Genomic DNA, 21697 nt, shown 5'->3' with positions numbered 1-21697 from the left:
TGTATAAATAAAAAATCTCTATCATAATAAAGAGCGTTTTTTTAATAGATATGAAAAGTATTGAAAGATACTATCAATACAACTTGATCTTGTTAAAGAAGTCATTGTCTAATAATAATTTCGGTCTGGCATTGACCTCTTTTAGACCCACCTTATGTTGCATCATAAGCTCTATGAGATTCATTTGATCGATGAGTATCAAACTGTGCGAATCCGTTGCATTGGCATATTCCTGCGCAGGCTTGGTAAAGCTTGTCGTAGTAATAAACAAGCCATGATGATTGGTTTTTTGTGGTGGATAAGCACCTATGAAGTTTCTCAAATCGCCATTAGATATATTATTCCCAGCACTATATAGTTTGGCTTGAATATAATAGTTATGCACCTCACCATCTGGGAAATCCTGAATAATCAGCCCGTCAATGCCATTGTCATTCGAGCGTCCAGTATGACGCGAGGTCAAATTACTCTCAGGACTTTCAATCTCTAAAGATCGTTCAATCATTTTTAGACAAAACCACTCAAACTGCAAAGGTGACAAGCTTTCAAGCTGCGCCATAATCATATCAGGCGTTACCTTGACAAAATCATTGCCCACAGTAGCATCTGCATAATTGTTCATAAACATAGACGTTCGGCGCTGAGTTTCTTCTATCAAATGATTAATAAGTGCATCGCCATTTTTACCATAAGCCGCAATATTGACTTTTTGCAGATCAGCAAAGGCTTTATTATCAAAACGGGTCAAGTTAGCAATATAATCACTATTTGGAATGCCTTCGTTAATGTATTGAGTAAAATTGCTTCCTGCTAACCAAAAATAGACTTTGCCAAACGGGTCTAAACGTATGATGTTTTTAGGCGTTACTTTTTCATCAAAAGTAATAAAATTAGCAAAATTCTGATTTAAATTGGGTACCAAGCTGAACTTGTCTTCTTTGACCAGCCCCATCGCGGACAAGCACAACAAAATTAGATCAACGATGTCATCATAACAAGGTGAGCCGTTATGACACTCATGGCGTATATCATAATTACTCATGTAATTGATTTCTTTATGATCATTGACAATTTGTGCTAACTTTTCAAACTCTCTATAAAATACCGTGCGACCAACGGTATTCCGCGTACTCAAATTTTTTATGGTTTGTATACCCGCATTTAACATGTAACCAAATGCGGGCAGCTTCGTAATGTTACTCATAATATTATCGTCTTTGTTTGATTACATGAATATTATTGTGTGAAATAAGGCGTCAAATAGGCTTTGTTTCGCAACAACTTAAGGACAAATGTTTATGCTACCAACTATTGAGACAAAACACAGCAAAATTTCACCTTTATAAATGAGAAAAACAAATCCTCTCACTCAGATTAAACCCTTTGAATCAGTGGCTGTCTACGGCAAATAATGCTATTATTGACGACCCCATTTAAAACGTATCAACATGGCTATCGAGGTCTTATTTACCTTTGAACATCCATATAAATAACGGATACACATCCTTTATTTATCGATAGCTTATTGCTTTTGATCGTACTAGTAAGAGTTCTATGGCATTTGTTCACCTTGGCATCCACAGCGAATATTCAATCACCGATCTATCGTGCGTATAAAGCCGCTTATCAAAGCGGCGGCGGCTGACCATCAGCGCGCGCTGGCATTGACCGATTTGTCCAATCTGTATGCCACGGTGAAGTTTTATCGTGCCTGCCTAGGTGCTGGTATCAAGCCCATTACGGCAGTGAAGTCATCATGGAAAATGAAGACACACGGCTCACCCTACTCGCGATGGACAACGAGGGCTATCAAAACATCACTCGTATCGTATCGCTTGGCTTTACCGAAGGGCGCGCCGACGATGCCAATCATGGTGTACCAGTCGTCAAGCGCAGTCATATTTTAGCGCATGCGGCAGGCGTGATTGTCTTATTCACTGAAAAATCGGACGTCGGTCAGGCATTGGTTGGATCTATGCCAGAAAAAGCCGATGAGCTGCTAATAGAATGGCAGGCGCAATTTGCTGATCGCTTATATTTTGCGATTAAGCGTACCAATCGCTCAGGTGAAGACGCCTTTATTAAAGCGGCTATTCACTCTGGCGCTAAGCATCATATTCCCATCATTGCGCATAATGACGTGCGCTTCTTAGAGCAGGATGATTTCGATGCTCACGAAACGGGTTTGTATCGCAGGCTCCTACGTACTTGCCGACCAAAATCGCCCGCAAACTTATTCCGATGCACAATACCTTAAAACCCAAGCGCAAATGCAGCAGTTATTTGCTGATATTCCGCAGGTTATTGACAATACTTTGCGCTTAGCAAGCCGCTGTAATGTGACGTTGACGCTTGGTATCAACGTCCTACCTGACTTTCCTGTGCCTGAAGGTGAGACGATTGAATCGTTTTTCCGTGCAGAATCAATACGGGGTCTGAATAATCGACTAGGTAAACTATTCCCGATCGAGAAACGTAGCGATAATTGGAGCGAGTTTCGCCAAAGATATGGACCGCTTAGAGTATGAACTAAAGGTGATTCTTTCAATGGGCTTTCCTGGTTACTTCCTCATCGTTATGGACTTTATCCGCTGGGCAAAAGCCAATGGCGTACCAGTCGGTCCTGGTCGTGGTTCTGGTGCAGGCTCGCTCGTTGCTTATTCGCTCAATATTACCGACCTCGACCCTATTCATTACGACTTATTATTTGAGCGATTTTTGAATCCCGAGCGTGTGTCCATGCCCGATTTCGATATTGACTTTTGTATTGAAGGTCGCGACCGCGTTATTGATTATGTGGCGCAAACCTATGGTCGTGAAGCAGTCTCGCAAATCATTACCTTTGGTACGATGGCAGCAAAAGCGGTGGTGCGTGACGTGGCACGTGCGCAAAGAAATCCTACTTCCTTGCCAGCAAAATGTCGAAACTTATTCCCAAAACACCGGGGATTACTTTAAGCCAAGCGCTTGAACAAGAGCCGCAGCTCAAAGACTTAATCTCCAATCCTGACAATATGGATTACGAAGATGCCACTGAAGTGTGGGAAATGGCGATTAAGCTTGAAGGTATTTGCCGGAACGTGGGTAAACATGCGGGTGGCGTATTGATTGCGCCGCACAGAATCACAGATTTTAGCGCGATTTATTGTGATGATGAAGGTCACCGTGTCAGCCAGTTTGATAAAGATGACGTTGAAGCCGTTGGGCTAGTAAAATTTGACTTCTTGGGTCTACGTAACTTGACCGTGATTGATGCCGCGGTCAGAAATATCAATCTGCGCCGTGCCAAAGAAGGCAAAGATGCGTTGGTATTAGAAGACCTACCATTAGATGATAAAAAAGCCTACAAGCTCTTGCAAGATGCCAAGACCACTGCCGTCTTTCAGTTAGAAAGTATGGGTATGAAAAAGTATCTGGCGAAATTACAACCGACCAACATCGAAGATGTGATCGCCATGTGTGCGCTTTATCGCCCAGGCCCGCTGGACGCTGGCATGGTAGAGATGTATATCGACCGCAAACATGGTCGTGAGGAAGTCATTTATGATCATCCCATCTTGAGCCGATTTTAAAAATACAATGGCGTTATTGTCTATCAAGAACAGGTCATGCAAATCTCGCAGGTCATGGCAGGCTACAGCTTGGGCGGCGCAGATATGCTTCGCCGTGCCATGGGTAAAAAGAAACCTGAAGAAATGGCTAAGCAGCGCGATATCTTTATTACTGGTGCAACAGAGCAAGGTATTGATGAAGCAACGTCAGGCGGTGTGTTTGATTTGATGGAGAAGTTTGCCGGTTACGGCTTTAACCGCTCGCATTCGGCTGCTTATGGTGTACTCGCTTATCAGACCGCGTATCTAAAGCAATACTATCCTGCTGAGTTTATGGCAGCCGTACTCACATCAGATATGAACAACACTGACAACGTGGTGTTCTTTATCAATGATTGCCGTGAAAACTTTGATTTAACCGTTGTTAATCCATCGGTAAATCGCAGTGAGTGGCATTTTGTTGCCGATACCCCAACCAATATCATTTATGGCTTGGGTGCGATTAAAGGCGTTGGTGAAGGTGCGGTTGAGTCTATCGTTGATGCACGCCGCCGTGAAGGTCCGTTTAAAGATCTCTATGATTTTTGCCGCCGTGTAGATATTAAAAAGGTCAATAAACGCACTTTAGAGGGACTGATAAACGCGGGATGTTTTGATGACTTTGCAGCTACCCTGCGACCAGATTTACCAGCCGATGAAGCGTACGAGATTCGCGGCGCATTAATGAGTCAGCTGCCAAGTGCCGTACAAGCGGCTGAACAAGACCGTCAAAACCGCGAAATCGGCATGATGGATTTGTTTGGTGAAATGGATGGTGTCGTTGCCGCGCCACCACTGGTCATGACGCCAGAGCTGATTTGGGGTGATAAGCACCGTTTAAAAGCAGAAAAGAACACGTTAGGATTGTATTTGACGGGTCATCCAATCAATGAATACTTGGATGAGTTAAAACGCTATACCTCAGGCACTCGTCTCGATAAACTGACTGACACGGGCTATAACGGTAGCTGTTATTTCGCCGGATTGATTATTGATATTGCCAACTTTGGTAATCGCAATGTCATTATCTTAGATGACGGCACTTCAAGGCTGGAAGTAAGCTGCTATGCCGAGCGTTTCAATCGTGTCAAAGAACAGTTGAAAATTGATGAAGTCGTCATCATCAAAGGCAGCATTCGTGAGCGTGATGGGCGTTTATTTGCCCGTCTTGATAGTGCCATGAGCATGGTCGATGCGCGCCTAAGATGGATGAAAAAAATCAGTATTAAAATTCATGGCAGCGATATCAATCTGCTGACGCGACTGCAACCGTTACTCAAGTCTGCACAAGCCAGCATTATTCCAGCACCAAAACTGTCTCATGACAACGAGCAAGACGAGCAAAATGGCAGCTTTAATGGCTACGATGCTGCGATGGGCGGAAGTTTGTATGATGAAAATGGCAATGATTTATTGGCACTAGAAAATGACATAAATCAAAATAATGCTAATCAAAGCTATGTGAACAATGCTTTGAGCAATACTGACGCCTCCATTAATGATAATTGTCTGCCACTGGGACTGAGCATTTATGAGGAATTTGGCATCGCTAACGTAGGACTATCTGAGCACTGGCGCATCTATCCCAACGATGACAACTTACAGCAATTAAAGAATATGGTTAGTGAAGACAATTTACATTTCCATTATAGCTAGGGCGTATCCTCATTTTAAAAATGGTGATAAAAATGAGATAAATTGCCGTCAAACAAGGAAGATAGCGATGTTAATATCGAGATATTGATAAGCTATTCGACGATGTTTAACAAAATTTAGCCATGTTTAGCCCATTTAGAGAGTAATTGATTGAAATGAGGACACGCCCTAACACCTGAAGAACATTGACGTATTTATTACAAACCCTTTACCGTTTTGACTTTTAGAATTGGACATAAAACCATGGATGAAACCCCAAATAAAAATATGGCTCACCAAGCTGAAGAAATCATTAATCATGAGCAATTTGAAGACATGCGTGATTTATTAGAAAAGACTTTGCTGACTTGATACAAGTGTATATCACTGATAGTCAGCAGCGAGTAAGTGCGCTGCGAGTCGCTCAGCAAGAAAATGACAATGCCAATGGTTTTGAGGTTGCTCATGCGTTAAAAGGGGCCAGCGCCAACTTGGGCACGACCCAATTAATGAACTTGAGCAGCCAGTTACAAGAGCGCTGCCGCGAGCGTCTTATCAGCGAGCAAGCGGCACTGATTGAAAATATCGCCGTCGCATTGCAACGCGCAGAACAAGAAATCAATCTAAGACTGGGGTTGTAATGAGTAATGATTCTACCCCTATATTAGCAGCATCTACTGTCCATCATACAGTGAGCGACTATTTGTCTTGTGTGCAAATCGTCATGGTTAATACCACTTTGCCTGCCAATATTGGCTCAGCAGCGCGCGCTATGCACACAATGGGCTTGTCTCGTTTGACGGTTGTCGATCCCAAGCTACCAATTGATGAAACCAGTGTGTCTCATGCAGCAGGTGGCAGCGAGCTGCTATCATCAGCCATCATAGCACCTACTTTAGAATCTGCTATTGCGGATTGCCAGCTGGTATTTGCTGCCAGCAGTCGCAGTCGTCATTTGCCCCGCCCTGTCGTGACACCCACGCAAGCTGCTAAGATTATGTTTGATTTTATCGATAAACAGTCGGTGTCGAGCAAAGACGATAGCAATGCTGATACCCTATCGGCTGTTACTGCTAGTAAACCAAATATCGCTATCCTATTTGGGCGTGAAGATCGTGGATTAACCAATGAAGAATTGGCTTATGCCGATTATCATATCCAAATCGATGCCAACCCTGCTTATCCTGTACTCAATGTCGCGTCAGCCGTGCAAGTAATCGCTAGCTTTATTTTTGCTTACGCGCAATCACACACTCAGACAGCGGATAGTTTAGATACTGCTTTGAGCACCACTACTCAGCCAATACTCGATGTACATTTACGTCAGCAATGGGATGAACCCGCCATTACCCAGCAGCAATTGCAACAGCTGACTCATCGCACCACTGAACTGATGGTTCAACGAGGTTTAGCCGATAGCGAAAACTTGAAGTCTTTACCATCGCGACTGTCACGACTGGGCTCACGCCTACAGCTTGATCAAAAAGAGTATCAGCTACTCAGTGCTTTGATTGCCAAACTTGCAAAAGACTAAAGCTTTTAATATGCCAGGTTTCTGGCGTTGAGTTGCTATTGCAATAACAGCAGTAGCATTTACAAATGCTATGATTTTAAAAATGATATGATTCAATAATAAAAAGGAATTGATGATGAATTGGAACGTTTATTTGTCTGGAGAAATACACACCGACTGGCGACAAAAAATCATGCAAGGCGCGAAAGACCAAGGTTTAGATATTACCTTTACCTCAGCAGTCACTGAACATGAAGCCAGCGATGCCGCCGGTGACGTACTCGGTAAAAATGACAATGGGTTCTGGCGCGACCATCAGTCATCAAAAGTTAATGCGATTCGCACCAAAAACATGATTCAAAAGTGCGACATTGCTATTATTCGTTTTGGTGATAAATATAAACAGTGGAACGCTGCATTCGATGCTGGCTACTGCGCGGCTTTAAGCAAGCCGTACATTACCCTTCATGCTGAAGATATTATTCATCCGTTAAAAGAAGTCGATGCGGCGGCAATGGCTTGGGCGCAACGCCAGAGCAAGTTGTCGAGCTGCTAAAATATGTTGTCAGTGATAGCTAAATCATAAATAATTGCCTATAGATAAATTGTCAATGACTGGCATTTTATCTGTCAGTCGTCTGTTTTTATTTATCGCTCATCGCTATATTTTGTGCGGCAAAGCTGCTATAACTAAATTGATTGTAATCAAAAATACGATAGGACAATTTATGTCATTGCCAACGGCCTTATTCAAATCACTTTCACGCATCAAAAAAGACCTAAAAGAAGATATCGATGCGGTATTTAACCGTGATCCTGCTGCACGTAATAGTCTGGAAGTCATCTTGACTTATCCTGGCATCCACGCGCTCGTCCTACATCGCGGTGCCCATTATCTGTGGCAAAACGAGCAAAAACTGGCGGCGCGAGTAATTTCTTATGGCTCACGCATCATCACAGGTATTGAGATACACCCTGCTGCTAAAATCGGTCGACGGTTTTTTATTGACCATGGTATGGGCATTGTCATCGGCGAAACGGCAGAGATTGGCAATGATGTGACGCTTTATCACGGGGTCACGCTTGGCGGCGTCTCTTGGAATAATGGCAAGCGCCACCCTACTTTGGAAGATGGGGTTATCGTTGGTGCTGGTGCTAAAGTATTGGGGCCATTTACTGTCGGTAAAGGCGCTAAAATTGGCTCAAATGCCGTCGTAGTAAAGGCAGTACCAGCAGGTGCGACCATGGTCGGCAGCGCCGCTCGGATGATATCAGACCATCACGACGAAAAAGGCAATCCGATTGTTAAAAAGTCGATGATGCCAAGCAACAAGAAAAAGTAGCGCAAGCTGCTTCTACAGATAATGGCATAGATAAAAAGGCAGTAGATGAAAAAGCCACCAACCGCTCAGTACGCGAAACTGCTTTTCAAGCTTATGGTATCGATCCAACCTCACAAGATCCTGTGGCTGAAGCTTTTGCTAAAATGCTAGAGCATATTCAACAATCAGAAAATCGCTTAGATCAATTACAAGCAGCGATGTGCAAAATCGATCCTGACTTTTGTAAAAAAGAATATGATAAATTATGCTTAGAGGATATCGATGTGATTGGTCGTGCCGATATAGATGAAATAGGCGCTGAGCAGAAGTAACCTTCTATTCTAGCTGTCGTCGATACTGAATGAAAAGAGGCTAAACAGCCTCTTTTTCTATTTTAACCAATTGATAAACAACGCTTTACTGACTAGCTATTTAACAGACAATATTTAACAGACAATATTTATAAAAAAGATGAGTCAGGCTGCGTCAAAAACGCTATTTCTTCGCTACTTGAAACCCGTCCTAAAATGTCATTACGATGCGGATAACGACCAAAACGATCGATAATCACTTTATGTTTAAGCTCAGCATCCACGGTATCTGCATTGGTATATTGCTTAAATAGCTTTTCTGCTTGCTGATGAATCAGTTTTGATTCGCTGTGCATATAAGGCATCAATAAAAACTTACGCTCATTTATAGTTTCAAGCGCCTCTAATGCACCGGCAGCCACCGCCTCTTGCGCGAGCGCGAGACTCATCGCATCTTGGGCAAAAGCCGCTGGCGTATCACGGTAAATATTGCGTGAAAATTGATCCAATATAATTTTCTGCTAAACGCCCTTTTATGCTGCTTCGCCATGTATAAAATTCTACGGCGGCGGCTTGCTCAAGTATATCGCTGTATCGCTCTATTAATAATTGATCAAACGCTATGTCTTTCTCAAAAAATTTCTCACTACCCACCTCATCAAAACAGAAATTTAATATGTCGTTGTACATTATTTCCTCACTACATTATTTAAAACAGTCAGCCGAAAACATTATTTGAAGCTATCATTCAAGAACATAAAGCATTCACTTTTGGTTTCATAATCACTAAGGAGTATTCAACAATTCTGTCCTATACTCTTTCATTATTCATAACTAAAAAAACAGGAAAACTCATGGCTCGTTTACAAGATAAAGTTATTATTATCACTGGTGCCGCCCAAGGCATGGGCGAGACTCATGCACGTTTGTGTATGCAAGAAGGTGCTAAAGTCGTCTTGACCGATATTAATTCTGATAAAGGCGACGCATTAGCAAAAGATCTTGGCGATAGCGCTCTATTTATTAAGCATGACGTTACTAGTGAAGAAGATTGGACGCAAGTCGTTGAGCAGACTGAAGCGCGTTTTGGACGTATTGACGTCTTGGTCAATAATGCAGGTATCACTACGCACAAATCTTTTAGATACGTCAGTAGAAGCGTATCGCAAGATTCTAGAGATTAATCAGGTGTCGGTCTTTTTAGGTATGAAAGCAGTCATTCCAACGATGAAAGCCGCCAAACAAGGTTCTATCATCAATATCTCATCGATTAATGGTTTGGTTGGCGGCGCTATCGGCTATACCGATTCTAAGTTTGCGGTACGCGGTATGACCAAAGCGGCAGCATTAGAGTGTGCCCCTCATGGCATTCGCGTGAACTCCATTCATCCAGGCGTCATCGCCACACCGATGATTATGCAAGGCGATACCAAAGATGCGGTTGAAGCATTTGCCAAAACTATTCCGATGAGACGTGTTGCTCAGCCCGAAGAAGTCAGCGGCATGGTGTTGTTTTTAGCCTCTGATGACTCAAGCTACTCGACGGGGTCAGAGTTTGTCGTTGATGGTGGTTTGACCGCACAGTAGGCGTAATAGTTAAACTTTTTAAATGTGATATAGGCTGGGCATTTTGCTCAGCTTCTATTTTGAGAGGTTTTAAGAAAAATACTAGAGCGTGTCTTCAATAACTTTTATTTATTTAGAATAGCATCTTGGCTGCTTCATGTGACCTTTTAAAAAATGATCTTTAATCAACTCCTACCCCTGCTCTTTCATGCGCTTTGAATGGGTAACGATCTGCCATTACAATCCAATTAGACTCTTCAAAGTCCTTATTTTTGCTTAGGCTATTTTCATCAGAAACACCTTCTATCAATGGCGTTTCTATCAATAGAATATCGATATCCATCGTAACTTTTTTTATTGGCGTCTGAGCTTCTGTTAGACGCTGTCTATGACAGTCTCCTTCAAGATCTTTAAAAACCTGCTGTAACTGTTGCAGTGTCATTGGCTCTACCAAACGCAGATAAACGCACTGATTGGTATAATCGGGCTTTGGTTGCGCTTCGGTCGATGTAAAGTCAGGATTTTCAAACGCAGTAGATAACTGTATTTCCCCTAGCGCCGCTAGATCTTTTCGGACAAGCGGCAGATAATGCTCAGATTGATAATTACTGCCTAAAGCCAATAATACTGCCGTCACAGACTGCGTTTGCAACTGTTCAGGCGTCTGCTTTTTTAGTGTTTCAAGACTCAAATCAGCCAAATTTTTATGCATATTATGCATCATCGTCCTTGCTTACAACTGGCTTATTTTCAATGACCGTTGCATAACGCGTGATCTGTACCCCAACCGCATCGGCTTGCTTTATAGCAGTGGGCTTAGCAATGCTTAAAGTGATTTTATGACAGCTATATTTGGCAAGCAACTTATCAGCGATTTGCCCCGCTAAATGCTCTAGCAACTGCGCTTTAATCGCTTGGCACCATGCGCTCACATCATCGCAAACCGCTTTATAATTCAGCGCATCATTGACATCATCTGAGATAGCCGCACGGCTGATATCTGTTTCAAGTGCTATATCAATCAGCAGCGGCTGCGTGATTGCGCGCTCCCACGCGTAAACACCGATGACTGCTTCTACTGTCAAGCCTTTAACGAATACTACATCAGATTCGGTATGAAACATGCTCTCATCCTTGTTTGCTAAATTTTAATTAGATTTTGAACTCAGGTTTTTTAATTGGTTTTCTGCAACGCCTCTTCACGCAAACGCGCGGCTTTTAGCGCTTTACTAGGGCGATGACGCCATAAGTCAATGCTGAATAATAACAGACCAAACCAAATCAGACCAAACACTGCAAGACGTTGTAAATCAATGGCTCGTTATAATAGAACACCGCTAAGAAGAAGATAAAGGTCGGCGTCAGATAATTCATAAAACTTAAAATGCTATAAGCAACGAGCTTGGTAGATTTATTAAACAATAATAGCGGTATCAAGGTAATCGGCCCTGCGATCATTAGTAGCCAAATATTGGGACTAAACCAAAAACTCAATTGACTACTGACCACATCTGCTTGCCAGAACCACCATAAGCAAATCGGCACCAACATCGTTGTTTCGAAACATAGCATCGACAGCTGTCAAAGGCGTCTGCCGTTGAATGGTGCCATAAGTACTAAAACTAAAGGCTAAAATCAGTGATATCCATGGCAAGCTACCAATCATAACTACTTGAATGACCACGGATAATAAGGCGAAACCAATAGCAACCCATTGCAGCCTACGTAAGCGCTCTTTGAATAAAATCATCGATAGCGCAACGCCTACCAATGGTCCGATAAAATACCCCAAACTGGCTTCGAGAATACGGTCGTGATTGACGGCCCATACATAAGTGAGCCAGTTGGTGGCAATAATCAAACCCGATATAAATGAGAACGCGATCCATCTCGGATTTTTCTTTAAGGTATCAATCCACTGCCAGCGCTTGGTGAATACCAACACGATAAGCAAGCAAGCAAACGTCCAAATAATACGGTGACCGATAATTTCGGTCGCATCGTAGGCGGCCAATTGTTTAAAATATAATGGAAACCCACCCCAGATAAAAAAGGCAATGAGGGCGGTGATGATGCCACGTCTGGTTGTTTTAATGGGCGTAACTGGTTTTTTGATGACGTTTTGGGTGGTCATAGTACAGTACAACTTTTTAGAGCAAAGCGCACTCTTGCCCCATATTAATTTCTATATCAATTCAATGGCAAAAGCGCAGGGTCACTACAGATAGGATACAAGTTAAAAAGCAATGCGCTCATGCCAATATAGGCATCAACACATTGCTAACGATAACAACTTTAAAAACAACATTTACATCAAGGCTAACGAGTAACTTTTTAGACTTTATGGAATGCTGTAGCCAGCATTTTACAATTCAGTACTTTAAAGCTCAGTGTTGCAAAAGCCAATAATACTATTCAGCAAGTTAATAGAGTTTGTGGTATTAAACCGCAGCATTATCAACTTTAATAGACATTCCAATGTGATTGGCAAGCTCTGCAAATCCTGGGAAACTAGTATTGACGGTCTCAACGCCTTCAATAGTAATTTGCTTGGATGCACGTAAGCTGGCAATGGCAAAACTCATGGCAATGCGATGATCATGGTGCGAGGTAATGTGACCGCCACCAAAGACAGGCTGGCTATTATTGATATTGCTATTTTGACCCTCAATACCTTCGCCTTCAATGCCCTTACCTTCAATAATCAAACCATCATCTGTCACAGTACAATCAATACCCAGTGTTTGTAATCCTTCTGCCATGACTGCAATACGATCAGACTCTTTTACGCGCAGCTCTTTGGCACCAGTCAACACCGTACGACCTTGCGCACAGCTGGCAGCAATGAACAATACTGGGAATTCGTCAATCGCTAATGGCACTAAATGCTCTGGGATTTCAATACCTTTTAGGCTTGAGCTACGAATAGTGATATCAGCGTGGCACGCCGACATGTGTCTCATTACTTAAGCTGATATCTGCTTGCATTAATTTTAAGATATCGATAATGCCCGTGCGTGTCGGATTAATACCTACTTGCGTCAAGGTCAGCTCGCTATTTTGGCTGATCGCAGCAGCGACCATAAAAAATGCCGCAGAGGATATATCAGCAGGGACAGCGATATCACCACCTGTGAGTTTACCACCGCCCTCAACACTAATGCGGTTGCCATCGACCGTTACTGGATAACCAAAAGCTGAAAGCATACGCTCGGTATGGTCACGACTGACTTCCGGCTGGGTAACGGTTGTGGTGCCTTCTGCCCAAAGTCCAGCCAACAATAAGCAAGATTTAATCTGCGCAGAAGCCACAGGCATCTCATAATCGATACCTTGTAATGGCTTACCGATAGTCGCTCGACCAGTGATACTAAGTGGCGCCGTACCACTATGACCCGTACTTTGAATGACTGCACCCATCTCGCGTAAAGGTGCGGCTACACGCTCCATTGGACGCTTGTTCAGGCTGGTATCGCCTGTCAACACGCTGTCAAATGATTGCGCCGCTAAGATACCAGCCAGCAGGCGCATGCTAGTACCTGAGTTGCCCATATACAATGGTGTTTTACTCGGTTTCAGACCGTTCATACCCACGCCATGAATGGTCAATTTGCCGTTATCAGGCCCTTCAATGGTCACGCCCATATCACGGAATGCTTGCAAGGTGGCAAGCGCATCTTCCCCTTCCAAAAATCCAGTGACATTGGTCACGCCTGTCGCAAGGCTGCCCAGCATAATGCTGCGGTGGGAGATAGACTTGTCACCAGGAATGGCAATAGTGCCCAATACCGTATTGCTAGGAGTAATATTATAAGAAGCTGACATGGCAGAAGTATCCGTATAAGGGGTGCTGGCTAACATATGGCCAAAATGTCGCCGTGCGGCTTGCGCGCGGCCCAAAAGTCCCATCAGGGCGGTTGAATCTTTATCGATGATAAGCTGACGCATGGTCTGTAGGTAAACGCCATACTCATCAAGGGCGCTAACAATCGCGCTTTCGTTGGCAAAAATATATCATGCCACATTTTAGGGTCACTGGCAGCGATACGGCTAAAGTCACGAAAGCCGCCCGCTGCATAGCGGAACATATCTAAATTGTCATCATGGCTCGCCAATTGCTCAACCAAATTGAAGGCAAGCAGATGTGGCAAATGACTGGTGTGCGCCAATATGCGATCATGGTGTTCCGCATCCATTGACATAACGTTTGCACCCACCGCTTCCCATAACTGCCGCAGCTTGGTAATCGCTACATTGCTTGTAGTAGGTAGCTCACAAATAATGACACTATGATTCACAAACAATGTGGCGCGTCTGGCATGATATCCTGAATTCTCAGCACCCGCAATCGGATGCGCTGGAACAAGACCTATAGGCAATGAGCCAAAGACGGCTTTGGCAGCGTCAATGATATTGACCTTGGTGCTACAAACATCCGTCAGGATGCAATCAGTGGCAAGTTGTCCGTTATCCATCGCTGCTTTGATATCGATAAATACGGTTTGCACCGCTTGTACTGGTACGGCGATAACAATCAAATCACTACCAAACACTACTTCGCTTAAAACAGCACTACCAGCGTCTAATAAGCCGTGCTGAATAGCTTCGTCGATGCTTGGTGTATGTCTATCAACCGCCACCAAGCGCTCACTCAAACCATTGTCTTTAATGGCTTGGGCAAGGCTCGCACCGATAAGCCCTAGACCAATCACACAAATCTGTTTAAATAACGGCGGCTGAGTATTCATACACTGCATATTATTGTTTTGATTGCTTATATTGTTTTGCTGGCGACTCACGGCTTTTCTCGTTAAACAAACTAGCATCAGAATGACTAAAACAAGCCGACGCTAGTGTCATAAAAATGATTAATAAATTATTTACTTATCCAAAACGACCTAACATACTTCTTATCAATTATCAGTCAAGATTGAGCGCAGTGTATCAATCAGGCGCATATTTTCTTCTGCCACCCCTACTGTGATACGCAGCCAATGCGGTAAGCCATAGCTCTCTAATGGACGGACGATAACACCCTGCTCTAGCAATGCTTGATGAATAGAAGCAGCGGTGATGTCTTCCATCTCAACGGCTATTTCTACCATAATAAAGTTGGCATGCGACTTAATGAAACCCAACCCTAACGCATCAAACTGCTTTCTAACCAGCGCATTTGCTCATCATTCATCAAACGAGTTTTTTCAATAAAGTCTGAGTCAGCAAGTGCAGCAGGCGCGCAGCAGCTAAAGCCACCCTACTCACGTTAAATGGCTGACGAATGCGATTGAGTAAGTCCGCTACACCACGATCTAAGCGCATACCCAACACGTAAACCCGCCAGTCCATAAGCTTTGGAAAAAGTGCGCACGATGACGACATTATCAAATTCATCTAACAACGCCCGATTATTACTCTCAGGGCTATATTCGATATACGCCTCATCTAATACCACCAATACCGAGCTTGGTATGCTAGCCATAAATGCTCGTAACTCTTGAGGTTCAAGCTGTGTGCCAGTTGGATTATTAGGATTGGCGATAAAGACTATTTTAGTATTGGGGTTGTCTTGAACCGCTTGACTCATCGCTTTTAGATCATGACCAAAGCGATGTGCAGGCACTTCTATACCTGTCGCCCCTTGTATTTTAGCCAACATCGGATAAACGATAAAGGCATATTGACTGTAAACGATAGCATCGTCAGCACCAGCAAAACTACGCGCTAAAATATCAAGCAAATCGTCAGAGCCATTACCCAAAGTAATCTGCTCGACACTGACATCATTGAAGTCAGCCAGTGCTTGTTTTAGATAGTAACCGTTGCCATCAGGATAACGTGCCAACTGACCCAATTGCTCAGTAATCGCTAGCGTGACGTGCGGTGAGCAGCCTCTTGGGTTTTCATTACTGGCAAGTTTTACCACATCTGAGACGCCATACTCACGCGTCAACTCTTCAATCGGCTTGCCCGTTTGATAAGGCACCAGCTCTAAAATACTATCGTAGGCAGGTACAAGCGGTGATAAATTTGACTCTACTGAATGAGATGACGGCATGATTTATCCTTAGATATGATTTTGGCAAGTGATGTGACCCATTCGGCGTTATATCGTTGGTTCAATTTCAAAGCGAGTCAAGGGTAACCAAGGCAACCGAGTGCAGATGATTATGTGATGCTTCACGCGAGGTAAACGCCATGACTCTTTTACAGTAGAGGGACTATAGCACTGCTTTTGGATAAGAACCTAGAACGCGCACATCTTTTACCAATGGACGGATATCAGCGATAGCAGCGCTGACGTTTGGCTCGTCAATATGACCATTCATGTCGATGAAAAACACGTATGCCCACTTATTCGGACGCTCAGGACGGGTTTCGATACTGGTCATCGACACGCCATGATAAGACAAAGGCTTCAAAATCTCGATCAATGCGCCCGCTTTGTCATGTGCTGATACGACGATAGACGTTTTATCCTGACCTGATGGCGCAATCGCTTCGTGACCGATGATAAGGAATCGCGTGGTATTGCTCGGGTTGTCTTCGATATTTGAATATAGCTTATGCAAGCCATATTCTGCAGCAGCCACATCACCGGCGATTGCTGCTGAATGCCATTCATTTTTCAAGCGGCGGGCAGCTTCGCCATTGCTCGATACCGCCACGCGCTCGACATTCGGGTAATTGACATCGAGCCAATGACGACACTGCGCTAGTGACTGCTGATGCGAGTAAATACGGCTTAAACCATCAAGTTTGGTATGTTCTGCGACCAAGAAATTCTGATGAATCGGCAGCTCAACTTCTCCAATTATCTTTAAGGTGGAGGAAAGAAAACCATCTAACGTATGGTTGACCACACCCTCAGACGAGTTTTCACTGGCACCACACCATACATCGCTGTGCCTGCTTCAACTTCACGGAATACATCAGTGATGGTGGTCATTGGTACGGTATCAGCGGCTTTACCGAAATGCTTGAGCGCAGCAGCATGAGTAAAAGTACCTACTGGTCCCAAGAAAGCAATGCGCTGCGGTGCTTCTAAGTCAAGGCAGACCGACATAATTTCACGGAACAACCGCGCCATTTTTGTCATCAGCGATCGGACCTGTGTTGCGTTCCATCACCGCTTTTAGCACTTGCGCTTCACGCTCAGGGCGATAAAAAATAGGATTGCTATTGTCGGCAGTCGGGTTATTGACAATGTGTTGTTTTTCTTTACTGCGGCCACTTGCTGAGCCAACTTGGCACGGTTATTAATCAATGTCTGGATTTCGCAGTCTACTGTATCAATACTTTGGCGAATATCGTCCAAAAATGCTTTTTCAGTTGCAGTATCGTTAGCCCCTGCGATGGCTTGATTTAGCTTATCCATGTTTTTGCTCTGATGACTGCTCACTCATTACCGCCTATTTTTCTAAAATTATTACTGAGTTTACTAGTTAGGTACTGCTTTTTAACTTTGAAGGCTTCAAGTATTTCTAATTATCGACAACCAATCATTTCATTATTGAATCAGCACTCAATGACGGTCAAAGGTGCAAGCATACTAGCAATGATATTCGATAGGAATCACACTAAATAGCAGGCAGCCTCTCAAAAGCACCCTGCACGGCGAGCGCTATCGTCTACTATTGCCGTATGTTAGTACACACACCAGCATGCAAATGTAGCAGCCAGATCGCTGACCCGCTCTACTATAACAAAAACTATCGACAGTGCCCATGTGTAAATGCGCGTAAATTCGTCAATATTGGCAAACAGAGGCAATATGGCAGCGATGCACGGCAAAACTATGAAGGAACATCCACTCAAAACTATGTTACAGTCTAAAACTGATAGCAAATAGCACTATAAAGTAGAAAATTACCACGTAACTGAACACAATCTGTTTTTGATCAAAAAGGATATCTGATGAGCGCATTACAACAGCTTCGTACCATGACCACCATTGTCGCTGATACTGGTGACCTTGCCGCCATTGCGCGCTTAAAACCTATCGATGCGACCACCAATCCAAGCCTCATTACCAAAGCACTCCTCCATCCTGACAACCAAGGCATGCTGTCAGAAACCATGAGTCGTCATAATGGCAATATAGATGCAGTGATTGACGCGCTGACCATTCAGGTTGGCTGTGATATTTTAGAGCTTATTCAAGGCCGCGTCTCTACCGAAGTGGATGCTCGTTTGTCTTATGACACTCAGGCGACGATTGATAAAGCCTTAGTATTTATGGAAGCTTACCAAAAAGCAGGGGTTAACTCAGAGCGCGTATTAATTAAAATGGCCGCGACATGGCAAGGGATTGAGGCAGCACGCTATCTTGAAACCCAAAATATTCACTGCAATTTAACGTTGTTATTTGGACAGCATCAAGCAATTGCCTGTGCCGATGCAGGTGTGACATTGATATCGCCTTTCGTTGGTCGTATTTTAGACTGGCAAAAACGCCAACAAAATCGTCAAAACGTGCCCGCTTCTGATGATATGGGCGTGCAGTCTGTAAAGCGCATTTATCAATACTACAAGCAGCATAACTATAATACGCAAGTGATGGGCGCAAGCTTTCGCTCGACTGAACAGATATTAGCGCTAGCAGGGTGTGATCTATTGACCATCGCGCCTGACCTTATCGACGCGCTGGCAGCGATGGATACTGAGGTGATACAGCAACTGTCACCTAGCATGTCATTAGATGTAGCCGACATGAAACGCGTGAGTCTAACGCGAGAGGAATATAGTAGCGCCTATCAACAAGACACGGTTACACAAGATTTATTACCAAAAGGTATCGACGGCTTTATTGGTGCTCGTGATGAGCTTGCTCAGATGTTAGCAGCGATGCGTCATTGATATGAGCGTCGAGCGTTATAAACAGTGATGAGTATGATCAACATTTTACAAACCTCAGTCGCAGGTTATAAAAGAAATTTGCCTGCTAATAGTAAGTTGGCTATCATGGCTCACTTCTCACAACAAGAAGCAAGGCTTGATTATGAAACGGCTATCAGTGTTATTAGTGGGTGGTGTTCTAGCAGTCAGCACGCATGCAGTGAACTGGTCAAAAATATCAGAAAGTCCTACTGGATCAATTTTTAGCTTAGACTTGGACTCTATTGAAAGCTCCGACATCAATATCATAGACGAAAAAAATGTCGAAAACATCACCGTATCTATCCGCAGAACATACCCTGCACAAAAAGATGAAACAAAAGTAGATAAGGAAGGTAAAGAAAAAGCGATTCATCATAGCGATCAGCAATTGCTCATCTCTTGTAAAGACGCCAGTTACTATAAACGCGCTTACGTTAACTATGATGCCAATAATAAGGTATTAGAATCTTGGCAATCAGAAAAACCCATATTAACCACCAAAGATTTTAAGATAACCAAGCCAAAAACGATTAGTCGTATGCTAATAGAACAGGCGTGTAAAACTTACCTTACCAGCAAGACAAGTAACGTACGTTAAGACAAAGCAAATACAGGCAATTAAAAAAGCGCGCTAAATTCATTCAGCGCGCTTTTTTAATTGCCTTATTTCACGCTATTCACTAAGCGTTGCCAGTTTTAAGCCTTTAAAACCGTATAGACAGGCACTGGAAATTCGCCATGCAAATCAACCAAATCTAGCAATACTAACGCCCCCACCACGGTATGGTCTGCCGATTTACACAGCTCATAAGCGGTGGTTAAAGTGCCACCTGTGGCTAAAATATCATCGACCAATAGCACGCGCTCAGGCGGTAGATTGTTTTGCATCTCAAGAGTATCTTTACCATATTCTAGAGCATACGCTTTATTGGCAACGGGCGGTGGCAGCTTACCGGGTTTACGTAGCAAAATCATCCCTTTGCCCAATCGACCTGCAAGCAAACTTGCAAAGACAAAACCACGCGCTTCAACTGCCCCTAGACAATCTACCTCGTCCATCACACCTTCAGGCAGTGCGGCGAGCAATGCATCTATCACCTCATTAATATGACTGCGCAGTAACGGCGTAATATCATAAAAATCAATGCCGACTTTCGGGAAGTCTGGTACTGTGCGAATCACTTGCCAGAAGGGATGATCCGTATTGAGCTTATTAGACGACTCATTTTCGACATTTTTAGATGTAGCGGCAGCATTAATGCTCATGGTAACCCTTAGCGTATATGACTTAGATAATGTAATTTAGATAATAATATATCAACGATAAATGATGGCTAATATTGTGAATTTAGCGGCGCTTATTATAACATAATTGATAGAAATATCGCAGTTGCGCACGTAAGCGTACAGGTGCTTACTGACAGACAGAAGACCTAAACCCCTTGATAAAAACCAATCAATCTCAATATACAAGTGTAAACTTAACGACGAAAATCACGGTTATATGCTAAACTATGTGCGCTTTTACAGTCTCATTTAACGGCTGTGGTTGCAAGTATGCACGTCAAAAACACCCTGTAACACGGATTATAAACACTGATAATGCTCGATAGGACTATTTATGAAACGTTATGAATGTATCGTCTGCGGCTGGATATATGATGAAGCACTCGGCTGTCCCGAAGAAGGGATTGCGCCAGGCACTAAATGGGATGACATCCCTGATGATTGGACCTGCCCAGAGTGCGGTGTGGGCAAGCTTGATTTTGAGATGCTTGAGCTGTAATAGACGACCCTCTAATTAGGACACTTCATGACAACATCGAATGACATCAAACCATCGGCAACCCTACAAGAAGACTTAGGTGGCTACCCTACTCCTGAGTGGCAAAAGTTTGGCGCGCACCAATGGCGAGACTCTGACCTTAGCAAGCATCTGTATCAATCAATGATTGATATCGGCGATGGCATTGAGCTGTGTGTTGAGGCAGGTGGCAATCCTAATGATCCACCACTGCTCATGATTATGGGACTTGGCTCACAGATGATATTTTGGCCAGATAATTTTATCAAGCGCCTTATTGATGCCGGTTTTTTTGTCATTCGTTTTGATAATCGTGATATTGGTCTGTCTTCTAAAGTGCAGATTGATGGACTACCGCGTATCAGTCAGCTAAAAATGATGATGCGCCTGCAAACGGGGTTGTCCAATAAAGGTACGCAAGTGGCTTATAATTTAACAGATATGGCAGAAGATACCGCTCGTTTGATTAAGGCGTTGCAGTTGGGGAAAACCCATCTGATTGGGGCTTCGATGGGCGGCATGATTGCGCAAATCGTAGCGGCACGTTATCCAAGTTTAGTACAGCGCATGGCGTTGATGTTTACCACGACCAACCGTGCATTTTTAAAACCACCAAAACCTAGGCAGCTATATACCCTGATCAACCGCCCTGAAAGTCATTCTGAGCGCGATATCGTGCGCCATAGCGTGTGGTTTATGAAGACAGTCGGTACGCCTGGGCATGTCAACGTACGTATGGTGCGTGAAATTGCCAAATTGCGTTATCAGCGCAACTTTCATCCGCTCGGCACGGTACAACAGCTCAATGCTATCTTGGCATCAGGCTCTATTAGCAGGTTTAGCAAGCAAGTCAAAGCGCCGACTATCGTACTGCATGGTAGCGCAGATGGACTACTGCCCGCCTCACAAGGTCGTGTGGTTGCCAAGACCATTCCGAATGCCAAGTTTCATTTAATCGAAGGCATGGCGCATGATATTCCTGAATACTATCAACCTTATATGGTCGATTTAATCAGCAATCATTTATTAGACGAATAATTTTAGTTGTCACACAATTCATAAAAAAGAGCGTAAACCCT

Annotated in this window: 13 protein-coding genes and 9 pseudogenes; 13 read left to right on the top strand and 9 right to left on the bottom strand. The window is 43.6% G+C overall.

Going from position 1 to position 21697, the window contains the following annotated elements:
- Nucleotides 1-73 precede the first annotated feature (73 nt).
- On the bottom strand, nt 74-1204 hold the full coding sequence (locus G7Y90_RS11110) for a restriction endonuclease (RefSeq protein ID WP_201560207.1): 1131 nt from the start codon (nt 1202-1204) through the stop codon (nt 74-76).
- Nucleotides 1205-1607: 403 nt separating this feature from the next.
- Here G7Y90_RS11110 and G7Y90_RS19135 point away from each other — a divergent pair.
- From G7Y90_RS19135 to cysE, 8 genes and pseudogenes are all read left to right on the top strand, one after another.
- Nucleotides 1608-2257 (top strand): annotated as a pseudogene (locus G7Y90_RS19135) (PHP domain-containing protein).
- Complete coding sequence (locus G7Y90_RS19130) at nt 2169-2528, top strand: hypothetical protein (RefSeq protein WP_502937450.1); 360 nt, start codon at nt 2169-2171, stop codon at nt 2526-2528. Before G7Y90_RS19135 ends, G7Y90_RS19130 begins: the two are co-directional and overlap by 89 nt.
- Nucleotides 2509-3683: pseudogene (gene dnaE / locus G7Y90_RS19125) on the top strand (DNA polymerase III subunit alpha); the annotation flags it as partial. The gene G7Y90_RS19130 and the pseudogene dnaE, both read left to right, overlap by 20 nt.
- A complete protein-coding gene (locus tag G7Y90_RS19120; RefSeq protein ID WP_502937431.1) occupies nt 3657-5246 on the top strand; it encodes a helix-hairpin-helix domain-containing protein in 1590 nt (529 codons plus the stop codon). The pseudogene dnaE and the gene G7Y90_RS19120, both read left to right, overlap by 27 nt.
- A gap of 356 nt (nt 5247-5602) precedes the next feature.
- Nucleotides 5603-5866, top strand: a complete 264-nt coding sequence (locus tag G7Y90_RS11100) for an Hpt domain-containing protein (RefSeq protein ID WP_250163973.1) — start codon at nt 5603-5605, stop codon at nt 5864-5866.
- Nucleotides 5866-6759, top strand: coding sequence for an RNA methyltransferase (locus G7Y90_RS11095; RefSeq protein ID WP_201560204.1), 894 nt, complete (start codon nt 5866-5868; stop codon nt 6757-6759). Before G7Y90_RS11100 ends, G7Y90_RS11095 begins: the two co-directional genes overlap by 1 nt.
- Before the next feature lie 115 nt (nt 6760-6874).
- Nucleotides 6875-7294 carry a YtoQ family protein gene (locus G7Y90_RS11090; RefSeq protein WP_250162385.1) on the top strand — a complete coding sequence of 140 codons (420 nt, stop codon included), beginning with the start codon at nt 6875-6877 and terminating at the stop codon, nt 7292-7294.
- 172 nt (nt 7295-7466) lie between these two features.
- Nucleotides 7467-8392, top strand: a pseudogene (gene cysE / locus G7Y90_RS11085) (serine O-acetyltransferase).
- Nucleotides 8393-8520: 128 nt separating this feature from the next.
- On the opposite strand, the pseudogene G7Y90_RS11080 reads toward cysE, so the two are convergent.
- Nucleotides 8521-9064, bottom strand: a pseudogene (locus tag G7Y90_RS11080) (DUF924 family protein).
- A 161-nt stretch (nt 9065-9225) separates the two neighbouring features.
- Between G7Y90_RS11080 and G7Y90_RS19115 the strand changes: the two are divergent.
- Nucleotides 9226-9958: pseudogene (locus tag G7Y90_RS19115) on the top strand (glucose 1-dehydrogenase).
- Between the two features lie 160 nt (nt 9959-10118).
- Here G7Y90_RS19115 and G7Y90_RS11065 read toward each other — a convergent pair.
- The 6 genes and pseudogenes from G7Y90_RS11065 to pheA form a co-directional block, all read right to left on the bottom strand.
- Nucleotides 10119-10661 carry a 2-amino-4-hydroxy-6-hydroxymethyldihydropteridine diphosphokinase gene (locus G7Y90_RS11065; RefSeq protein WP_250162382.1) on the bottom strand — a complete coding sequence of 181 codons (543 nt, stop codon included), beginning with the start codon at nt 10659-10661 and terminating at the stop codon, nt 10119-10121.
- Nucleotides 10651-11061 carry a dihydroneopterin aldolase gene (gene folB, locus G7Y90_RS11060; RefSeq protein WP_060490980.1) on the bottom strand — a complete coding sequence of 137 codons (411 nt, stop codon included), beginning with the start codon at nt 11059-11061 and terminating at the stop codon, nt 10651-10653. Before folB ends, G7Y90_RS11065 begins: the two co-directional genes overlap by 11 nt.
- A 50-nt stretch (nt 11062-11111) precedes the next feature.
- Nucleotides 11112-12071, bottom strand: a pseudogene (rarD, locus tag G7Y90_RS11055) (EamA family transporter RarD).
- A 307-nt stretch (nt 12072-12378) separates the two neighbouring features.
- Nucleotides 12379-14685, bottom strand: a pseudogene (locus G7Y90_RS19110) (bifunctional prephenate dehydrogenase/3-phosphoshikimate 1-carboxyvinyltransferase).
- Between the two features lie 165 nt (nt 14686-14850).
- A pseudogene (gene hisC, locus G7Y90_RS11045) lies at nt 14851-15992 on the bottom strand (histidinol-phosphate transaminase).
- 163 nt (nt 15993-16155) lie between these two features.
- A pseudogene (pheA, locus tag G7Y90_RS11040) lies at nt 16156-17312 on the bottom strand (prephenate dehydratase).
- Between the two features lie 539 nt (nt 17313-17851).
- Between pheA and G7Y90_RS11035 the strand changes: the two are divergent.
- Together G7Y90_RS11035 and G7Y90_RS11030 are read left to right on the top strand one after the other, a co-directional pair.
- A complete protein-coding gene (locus G7Y90_RS11035; protein ID WP_045454919.1) occupies nt 17852-18793 on the top strand; it encodes a transaldolase in 942 nt (313 codons plus the stop codon).
- A gap of 142 nt (nt 18794-18935) precedes the next feature.
- Nucleotides 18936-19412 carry a hypothetical protein gene (locus G7Y90_RS11030; protein WP_045454922.1) on the top strand — a complete coding sequence of 159 codons (477 nt, stop codon included), beginning with the start codon at nt 18936-18938 and terminating at the stop codon, nt 19410-19412.
- 98 nt (nt 19413-19510) lie between these two features.
- Here G7Y90_RS11030 and G7Y90_RS11025 read toward each other — a convergent pair whose 3' ends face one another.
- Nucleotides 19511-20080 (bottom strand): adenine phosphoribosyltransferase, encoded by a 570-nt coding sequence (locus G7Y90_RS11025; RefSeq protein WP_055124107.1) that lies wholly within the window; start codon nt 20078-20080, stop codon nt 19511-19513.
- A 355-nt stretch (nt 20081-20435) separates the two neighbouring features.
- Here G7Y90_RS11025 and G7Y90_RS11020 point away from each other — a divergent pair, with 355 nt between their 5' ends.
- On the top strand, nt 20436-20600 hold the full coding sequence (locus G7Y90_RS11020) for a rubredoxin (protein WP_011280463.1): 165 nt from the start codon (nt 20436-20438) through the stop codon (nt 20598-20600).
- Nucleotides 20601-20627: 27 nt separating this feature from the next.
- On the top strand, nt 20628-21656 hold the full coding sequence (locus G7Y90_RS11015) for an alpha/beta fold hydrolase (RefSeq protein ID WP_201501339.1): 1029 nt from the start codon (nt 20628-20630) through the stop codon (nt 21654-21656).
- Nucleotides 21657-21697: the final 41 nt, after the last annotated feature.

The sequence above is a fragment of the Psychrobacter sp. WY6 genome (assembly GCF_018448495.1).
Lineage (GTDB): Bacteria > Pseudomonadota > Gammaproteobacteria > Pseudomonadales > Moraxellaceae > Psychrobacter.
This window is presented reverse-complemented; position numbering and strand designations above follow the sequence as displayed.